At 42.0% G+C, this 8159-nt stretch carries 10 protein-coding genes; all 10 read left to right on the forward strand.

Annotation, left to right across the window (positions count from 1 at the left end):
* Positions 1-66: 66 nt before the first annotated feature.
* The 10 genes from AZE41_RS02605 to AZE41_RS02650 all read left to right on the forward strand — a co-directional run bounded on the left by AZE41_RS02605 (position 67) and on the right by AZE41_RS02650 (position 8044).
* Positions 67-897, forward strand: coding sequence for an STAS domain-containing protein (locus AZE41_RS02605; RefSeq protein ID WP_067205318.1), 831 nt, complete (start codon positions 67-69; stop codon positions 895-897).
* Positions 894-1256, forward strand: coding sequence for an STAS domain-containing protein (locus AZE41_RS02610; RefSeq protein ID WP_067205320.1), 363 nt, complete (start codon positions 894-896; stop codon positions 1254-1256). Before AZE41_RS02605 ends, AZE41_RS02610 begins: the two co-directional genes overlap by 4 nt.
* Positions 1257-1258: 2 nt before the next feature.
* On the forward strand, positions 1259-1660 hold the full coding sequence (locus tag AZE41_RS02615; protein WP_067205322.1) for an anti-sigma regulatory factor: 402 nt from the start codon (positions 1259-1261) through the stop codon (positions 1658-1660).
* Between the two features lie 14 nt (positions 1661-1674).
* Complete coding sequence (locus AZE41_RS02620; RefSeq protein WP_067205324.1) at positions 1675-2688, forward strand: PP2C family protein-serine/threonine phosphatase; 1014 nt, start codon at positions 1675-1677, stop codon at positions 2686-2688.
* A gap of 67 nt (positions 2689-2755) precedes the next feature.
* Positions 2756-3097, forward strand: coding sequence for an STAS domain-containing protein (locus AZE41_RS02625; protein ID WP_067213812.1), 342 nt, complete (start codon positions 2756-2758; stop codon positions 3095-3097).
* Complete coding sequence (rsbW, locus tag AZE41_RS02630; RefSeq protein WP_067205326.1) at positions 3084-3563, forward strand: anti-sigma B factor RsbW; 480 nt, start codon at positions 3084-3086, stop codon at positions 3561-3563. The genes AZE41_RS02625 and rsbW overlap by 14 nt, the downstream gene beginning before the upstream one ends.
* Positions 3538-4383, forward strand: a complete 846-nt coding sequence (gene sigB, locus AZE41_RS02635) for an RNA polymerase sigma factor SigB (protein WP_082786790.1) — start codon at positions 3538-3540, stop codon at positions 4381-4383. The genes rsbW and sigB overlap by 26 nt, the downstream gene beginning before the upstream one ends.
* Positions 4383-4979 (forward strand): PP2C family serine/threonine-protein phosphatase, encoded by a 597-nt coding sequence (locus tag AZE41_RS02640; RefSeq protein WP_067205329.1) that lies wholly within the window; start codon positions 4383-4385, stop codon positions 4977-4979. Before sigB ends, AZE41_RS02640 begins: the two co-directional genes overlap by 1 nt.
* Before the next feature lie 426 nt (positions 4980-5405).
* Positions 5406-7562 carry a Tex family protein gene (locus AZE41_RS02645; protein WP_067205332.1) on the forward strand — a complete coding sequence of 719 codons (2157 nt, stop codon included), beginning with the start codon at positions 5406-5408 and terminating at the stop codon, positions 7560-7562.
* A gap of 20 nt (positions 7563-7582) precedes the next feature.
* The gene (locus AZE41_RS02650; protein WP_067205335.1) at positions 7583-8044 is read left to right on the forward strand and encodes a SprT family protein; all 462 of its coding nucleotides are present in this window, start codon (positions 7583-7585) and stop codon (positions 8042-8044) included.
* The last annotated feature ends 115 nt before the right edge of the window (positions 8045-8159 follow it).

Genomic DNA, 8159 nt, shown 5'->3' on the forward strand with positions numbered 1-8159 from the left:
TCACTCTTTTCGTTACAATGAAGATACGTAAATTTGGAATTCACAAGGAGGCTTATTGGAACAATTATGAGTATTCAACTGGTGGAAGGCGTAAACGAAAATATTAATGAAATTATTGAACGATGGCAATTACTAATGAAGGATGAAAAGGGAGAGAAGTTTTTTCATTTCATGCCTGAACAACTTGTAGAAAAGACGAGTAGTGAGTTTGCGGCACTGATGACATCGAATATTTATGAACAAGACATTGTCAATACTGAGAAGTTGAAGGAATTTACTGTGAAGGTTGTCCGGTTTGGTTGGTCTATTAAATTTGTAAATAAAGCGATTGATAACTTTTCGAAAATTGTTTTCGAATTATTGGAGGAAAAAGGGGTTATTGAACAAAGTAATTTACGGTTTTATATGACACTTTTCGATAATTGGATTTTGCCTTTACGCGAAAGTATCATAGAAGCCTATTCCGTGGAATGGGAACGGACCGTCAGTTTGCAGAAAATCGCCTTGCAGGAACTGTCGGCTTCATTGATACCGGTTTTCGAAAAGATATCAGTAATGCCGCTTGTCGGTACGATCGATACCGAGCGGGCAAAATTAATTATGGAAAACTTACTGGAAGGTGTAGTAAAGCAGCGCGCCGAAGTAGTACTTCTTGATATTACCGGTGTACCAGTCGTGGATACAATGGTCGCCCATCATATCATTCAGGCGGCGGATGCAGTCCGTCTTGTCGGAGCAAAATGTATGCTGGTTGGAATTCGGCCGGAAATTGCCCAAACCATCGTTACGCTTGGTATTAACTTGAATGATTTCACAACAACTAGCACGTTGCAGCGCGGAATGCAGGAGGCACTTGGACTGACGAACCGGACAGTAGTGGAGGTTGAACAATCATGAATATGAGAATTCCAATTTTGAAATTAAATGACACATTAATTGTTTCTGTTCAATGGGAACTTGACGATCAGACGGCCCTCCAGTTTCAAGAGGATTTATTGAGGAAGATGCATGAAACGACGGCAAGAGGTGTTGTGATTGATTTGACACCAATTGATTTCATCGATTCTTTTATTGCAAAAGTGTTGGGAGATGTTATCAGTATGTCTGGTTTAATGGGGGCGAAAGTCGTCATTACTGGTATTCAGCCTGCCGTTGCAATTACGCTTATCGAACTTGGGATTCGTTTGGAGAATGTTTTGACGGCACTCGATCTCGAAAACGGATTGGACAAACTGCGTAAAGAATTGGAGGCCTAACAATGGAGTACTGGTCTTCTGTAGACATATACACGGAGTGGGACATTGTTGCTGCCCGCCAGTTGGGCCGGAATGAAGCGAAGAAGTCCGGCTTCGGTACGGTCGATCAGGCACGTATCACAACGGCAATTAGTGAATTAGCACGTAATATCTATTTATACGCTGGAAAAGGTAAGATAGAAATAAAGCGGTTGTCTGAAAATGACCTGTACGGAATTACGATTATAGCTTCGGATAATGGCCCGGGAATTTCGGACATGCGTAAGGTGATGGAAGACGGATACTCGACTTCTGGAGGACTTGGTGCAGGTATGCCGGGCGTTAGAAGGCTTATGGATGAATTTAAAGTGGACACGGAGCCTGGAGTAGGAACAACGATCACTACTACAAAATGGCTCCGATGAGGAGATGATGATGGATGCCTCTGGAAGTTGGGAAGCAGTATAAAGAAATATTGAAGCAATATGTAGATGGACAAAATGAAGAAGATCTTTATGTAGGACAACAATTTAGCAGGCGATTCATAGAAAAGGATATATCGCCCGAAGACGTTATCAGTATCCATAAAACAGCACTCACTGAAGTCTTGCCGGATATGCCGGAAAAACTATGGCACTCGTTTGACTTTTTGATTGAAATGATGATTCATTACGGGCTTGCGCTTAGGGAGCATCAGAGTCTCATTCAAAAACAGGAAGAAATTCAGATTGAAATGAATGTAGCGGCAAAAGTACAAGATACGCTTCTGAAAACGAGGAAACCAGATTTTAAAGAGCTTGATATTGGATTTGTAACAGAGCCGGCTAAGCAAATGAGCGGGGACTATATTTATTTCCTGAATGATAATAGTTACGAAGCAGGTGTGGCTGTAGCTGATGTTATCGGAAAAGGGATTCCGGCGGCACTTTGCATGTCAATGATCAAGTTTGGAATGGACGGTTTGCAGAACGAAAATACAAGTCCGAGGAATGTCCTTGATATTGTTAACAGGATTGTGGAAAAAAGTGTAGATGATTCGATGTTCATTTCTATGTTTTATGGAAAGTATGATGCAAGGGACTCTAGTTTTTCATATGCTACCGCGGGACATGAACCTGCCCTCCTGTATAAGGCGGCGACGGGGGAATTTACGGAACTTCATGCAAAAGGACTTCTCCTTGGTGTTCATCCAAATGTCGTCTATGAAGAGAAATCAGTCCTTCTGGAAGAAGGCGACTTTATCGCGATGATGACGGATGGTGTTACCGAAGTAAGAACGGATACTGGTTTCATAGATGATGAAGTCATCAAATTGATCTTGTCGGAAGTGAAAGACGAACCTGCACAAACAATTGCTGATACAGTATACCAAAGGCTAGCGTATCTCCAAAACTTTCATTTACGCGATGATTTTACGATTGTTATTTTTAAAAAAGAGAACGATAAGGTTTAAGATTTTATGAAAAGGGTATATGTATCTCTACTATGCTATTTTAAAAAAAGAAATTCGGGGTGTAATTATGAATTTGCAAGTCGACTTAGTGGAAGAAAATAGTGTTCAACGATTTAAAATTGTTGGCGAAATTGATGCGTTTACAGCACCGAAATTAAAAGAGTGTCTTGCATCAGCAGAAAATGTGGAAAACATGCAAGCTGAATTAGACTTATCTGAAGTTGGATATATGGACAGCACTGGGCTTGGTATTTTTGTCGGGTTCTATAAAGCTGTCAAGGCTAATGGAGGGCATGTGAAGATAGTTGGTGTAAACACTCGTTTAAAAAGATTATTCGAAATAACTGGTTTAGCTGAAGTTATGGATATCGTAATGGAAGAAAGTAGGGACAGAGATGCAACCGTATGATTATATTGAAATCAAGGTTCCCGCAAAAGCACAATATGTTGGAGTTGCTCGACTCGCGATTTCAGGACTGGCAAGCCGACTTGGTTTTACTTATGATGAAATTGAAGATTTAAAGATTGCCTCGAGCGAAGCGATTACTAATGCAGTTCAGCATGCATATAAAGAGGATGATGAAGGGGAAGTTGTAGTTGGTTGTGCTCTTTTTGTGGACAAATTAGAAATTATGGTCGCGGATCATGGGAAAAGTTTTGATTTTGAGGAAACGAAGAAACGCGTAGGACCATACAATGAACAGGAAGAAGTTCAATTTCTTCGTGAAGGCGGACTAGGCCTCTATTTAATGGAGACACTGATGGATGATGTAAAAGTGCTTCATGAGGAGGGTGTGACAGTCTTTATGACTAAATATCTCGGTGGAGAGCGGGGGGATGAGGATGTCGATGTCGAAAGAACCATCTCCTCTTGAATCTAAAACGGAAGAACAATCCCTTTCTCAAGCAGGAGGAAGCGAACCATCTCTCCGTGGAAATGGAACGAAGCTAGAAGTCCTCGAATGGATTAAACGTTATCAAGAAACCAATGATGATGAGGCGCAGACAAATTTGGTTCTGCACTATGAACGTCTCATACAATCAATCGCACGAAAGTACTCCAACGGTAAGTCCTTTCATGAAGATATTGCTCAGGTCGGCATGCTAGGACTTCTTGGAGCGATACGTAGGTATAATCCAGAATACGGGAGAAGCTTTGAAGCGTTCGCGGTGCCAACGGTCATCGGTGAAATTAAGCGTTTTCTCCGCGATAAGACATGGGCAATACATGTTCCACGCCGTATAAAAGAACTGGGACCAAAAATCAAGGCAGCTGTCGAAACGTTAACAATAGAAATGCAACGTTCTCCTCTTGTTAGTGAAATTGCGGAATACCTTGATGTAGAAGAAGAAGTGGTCCTCGAAGCGATGGAGATGGGGAGAAGTTATCAAGCACTCTCAATGGATCATACTCTTGATGCTGATTCCGAAGGGGGTACGATAACACTATTCGATATTGTTGGTGAGACTGATGGTGGCTTTGAGAAAACAGATCAACGTATGGTTGTTGCGAATGCTCTAAATGTATTATCGGAACGTGAAAAACAAATCATCCAGTATACATATATTGAACAACTGAGCCAAAAAGAAACCGGAGAACGACTCGGTATTTCTCAAATGCATGTTTCAAGATTACAACGCAAAGCGATTAAGAAGTTACAGGAAGCAATATTGTCGGCTGGTGGTGCGTTATAGTGGATTCGATAATAACTGAGCATGTTGAAGCGTATGTTTATCAGGAAGCGAAGTTTGGAAATCGAGAATGTGGTGACTCTTATTTTATCCATGCGGAGGAAGACTATTTCATCTGCGCAATTGCGGATGGATTAGGTAATGGACCGATTGCACGCCAATCTTCTCAAATTCTTCCTAAAGTGTTGAAAGAATATCATCATGAGTCAATAGACGAATTACTTAGCCGCTGTAATGAACATATGGTGCAAAAGCGTGGTGCGGCAGTAGCTATCGTCAAAGTCGATTACAAGCAAAAAACAATTCAGTATAGTTGTGTTGGCAATGTCCGTTTTTATATGCTTCATGATTGCGATAAGATGATTTATCCTTTACCGGTAATGGGCTATCTTTCAGGGAGACCGCAAAAGTTAAAAACGCAACAATACAACTATGAAAAGGGAGACCTATTTTTCCTCCATTCAGATGGCGTCATACTTAGAAGCCCGAAAGCTTCATTGAAGGAAAGTTCGGGACCTTGTGAGCTATATCAAAAAGTGCTGGCTTCAATTGAACACGGTGACGATGCAACATTTATAGCTGGAAGCCTACTTCTGTGAGTTGGAGGTGGGCTTTTTTATTGCGGGAAATTATAAAGTCTTGGATTGCGGATAGAATGCAATATGGAGATTTCCCATCTAGATAGGCGCCTTGCGCTTTTGTTTACGTCCAGACTCCAGCGCCTAGAGGCTCGGGTCATAAGTCGGTCCGGCTGTGCGGCAAAGAACACCGCTTCGCCAGCCCGCCTTATGCCTGTCGCCACAGAACAGGCGCTTGTGCTTTTGTTCGCAGGTAAGAAAGTATACGTTTTTTTGACTTAGAATAGTGTCTAGCTTCAGCCGCCAGCCGCTCGGGGTCATAAGCAATCCAGCTATGTGGCAAAGAGCGCCACGTCGCTGGCTCGACTTATGCCTGTCGCGTCTAGAAGGCGCCTTGCGCTTTTCTTATGTTAAAATGAATCTATAGAAGGAAGGGTGGTTTTATTGATGAAGCATATTGTTGAGGCTACAGCTGAGAAAGCGGCCGTCAGTATACATCAAGCTGAAAAGGTAATCGCATTACTTGACCAAGGAAATACTGTCCCATTTATCGCGCGGTATCGAAAAGAAGAAACTGGTTCGTTGGACGAAGTGCAAATTAAAGCGGTTGAAGATGCTTATAGTTATGTGAAAGGTCTTGAACAGCGCAAAGAAGAAGTGATTCGTCTTATCGATGAACAAGGTAAACTGGATGACGATTTGAGGAAATCAATTGAAAGCGCTACCGTTTTGCAAAGAATTGAGGACTTGTACAGACCTTTCAAACAAAAAAGACGGACACGTGCCATGATTGCAATTGAAAGTGGTCTTGAACCACTGGCGAAAAAACTGATGGAGTTTTCGGGAAATTCACCGGAAGATCTTGCTTTGCCTTTCTTAAATGAAGAAATTGGCGTAAATACGCTTGAAGACGCATTGGCTGGAGCTCGGGACATTGTAGCTGAACAATTTGCGGATGATGCCGCAATACGGGAAAACATACGAAAGTTAGCGTGGTCAGATGGGATGATTGTTTCTGCAGTCCGCAAGGGGGCAGAGGACAAGCGTGACGTTTTCGAAAATTACTATGAGTATGAAGAGCCTTTGAAAAAAATCGTTCCACACCGTGTTCTTGCATTAAACCGCGGTGAAAAAGAAGATGTGTTACGTGTCGGTATTTCTTTCCCGAGTGAACGAATTATCGGAGGACTTGAGCGTGAGTTGATTCGTAAATCACATTCGCCTTCTGCACCACATGTAAAAGAAGCGATTGAAGATGCATTTAAACGATTGATTGCTCCATCTATTGAACGGGAAATTAGGGCGGCGCTTACTGAAAAGGCCGAAGAGCAAGCAATCCATGTGTTTTCGGAAAACTTGAAAAGTCTTCTCCTACAACCTCCATTGAAAGGGAAAGTGGTATTAGGTCTTGATCCGGCCTTCCGGACAGGGTGTAAACTTGCCATAGTTGATGAAACAGGGAAATTACTTGAAATATCCGTAATTTATCCGCATCAACCCAAAATGGAAAAGGAAAAATCGAAGCGTGCTATTTTGGAGTTACTGAAAAAGTATCCGATCACAATCATTGCAATAGGTAACGGAACAGCTTCGCGTGAATCGGAATTGTTCATAGTTGAATGTATAAAAGAAGCACAAGCAGGTGTTTCGTATGTCATTGTAAATGAAGCGGGTGCCAGTGTTTATTCAGCTTCGGCTCAAGCGCGGGATGAGTTCCCTGATCTTCAAGTTGAACAGCGGAGTGCGGTTTCGATAGCAAGGCGTTTACAGGATCCGTTATCTGAGCTTGTGAAAATTGATCCAGGCTCAGTTGGTGTTGGACAATACCAACATGACGTAGCTAAAAAACGTCTTTCCGAATCACTATCATTCGTAGTTGAAACAGCTGTGAACCGGGTAGGAGTAGATGTTAACACTGCATCATCCTCGCTACTTCAATATGTGGCAGGGCTGTCCAAAACCGTCGCGGAAAATATTGTGAAATCGCGGGAAGAGAATGGATTGTTTACGAAGCGCAATCAATTGAAGAAAGTACCCCGCCTCGGAGCGAAGACTTATGAACAAGCGATTGGTTTCTTACGGGTACCTGATGCAAAAGATCCGTTTGATTCGACGGGGATTCACCCCGAAAGTTATCAATTGGCGGAACAAATACTAGAAGAAGCGAATGCAAGCAAGAAGTTGCTCGGTAAGAAAGAAACTGGGGATGCATTGTCTGCACTTGACATCAAAGCTTTAGCGATTAGGTTAGATGTTGGGGAAGTGACATTGAAAGATATTATCGAAATACTTCAAAGACCAAATCGGGACCCGCGTGATGATTATCCGCAACCACTATTAAAAGCAGATGTACTCGACATGAAGGATCTATATGAAGGTCTTGAAATGCAAGGAACCGTTCGAAATGTTGTGGACTTCGGTGCCTTTGTGGATATCGGTGTAAAGGAAGATGGTCTCGTTCATATCTCGAAATTGAAAAAAGGATATGTAAAACATCCACTAGACGTCGTTTCTTCGGGAGATATTGTAACTGTGTGGGTGGAAGGTGTAGATAAAGGAAAAGGACGTATTTCGCTGACGATGTTACCGCCGACTGCAAAATGACGACTAAAGGAGGGGTGGCTATGACGGATGAAGAATTGAAGGAGCTTATTGAAAGTGTTTCTTTAGAAGCATTCGGAAAGTCATTCCTTCATATTGCTCGGTTTAATAGTAGACTAAGAACAACAGGCGGTCGCTATATACTTTCAAATCATTCGATCGAAATTAATCCGTTGGTTTTGGAGTTGTATGGAACTGAAGAGTTGGTTGGTGTAATCAAACATGAACTCTGTCATTACCATCTTCATATAGAAGGAAGAGGTTACCGTCATCGCGATGCAGATTTTAGAGAGTTGCTAAAGCGCACTTCTTCCCCAAGGTTTTGCCGACCACTAACTGAGAAGAATAAGAAGACCTATTCTATCTATGTATATGAGTGTACATCATGTAAGCTACTTTATAACCGGAGAAGAAGGATGGACGTTAGAAAATATAGATGTGGGAAATGTGCAGGGCAAATTGTGGTAGTGCAAGCTGTAAAATGATTGTTGAGGACACGGTGAGGACCTGCAAACCGCACTCTAATCGTGTTCTCAATAATACTTAAAATTAATTGATGAAAAAGTGTTGACGAAATGAGAAACTCTGTTTATAATAAGA

The organism is Sporosarcina psychrophila (assembly GCF_001590685.1).
Classification (GTDB): domain Bacteria; phylum Bacillota; class Bacilli; order Bacillales_A; family Planococcaceae; genus Sporosarcina; species Sporosarcina psychrophila.

Excerpts from the sequence above, each read along its gene's own strand:
- AZE41_RS02605 (WP_067205318.1), top strand. The coding sequence starts at position 67 with ATGAGTATTCAACTGGTGGAAGGCGTAAACGAAAATATTAATGAAATT.
- AZE41_RS02610 (WP_067205320.1), top strand. The coding sequence starts at position 894 with ATGAATATGAGAATTCCAATTTTGAAATTAAATGACACATTAATTGTT.
- AZE41_RS02615 (WP_067205322.1), top strand. The coding sequence starts at position 1,259 with ATGGAGTACTGGTCTTCTGTAGACATATACACGGAGTGGGACATTGTT.
- AZE41_RS02620 (WP_067205324.1), top strand. The coding sequence starts at position 1,675 with ATGCCTCTGGAAGTTGGGAAGCAGTATAAAGAAATATTGAAGCAATAT.
- AZE41_RS02625 (WP_067213812.1), top strand. The coding sequence starts at position 2,756 with ATGAATTTGCAAGTCGACTTAGTGGAAGAAAATAGTGTTCAACGATTT.
- rsbW (WP_067205326.1), top strand. The coding sequence starts at position 3,084 with ATGCAACCGTATGATTATATTGAAATCAAGGTTCCCGCAAAAGCACAA.
- sigB (WP_082786790.1), top strand. The coding sequence starts at position 3,538 with ATGTCGAAAGAACCATCTCCTCTTGAATCTAAAACGGAAGAACAATCC.
- AZE41_RS02645 (WP_067205332.1), top strand. The coding sequence starts at position 5,406 with ATGAAGCATATTGTTGAGGCTACAGCTGAGAAAGCGGCCGTCAGTATA.
- AZE41_RS02650 (WP_067205335.1), top strand. The coding sequence starts at position 7,583 with ATGACGGATGAAGAATTGAAGGAGCTTATTGAAAGTGTTTCTTTAGAA.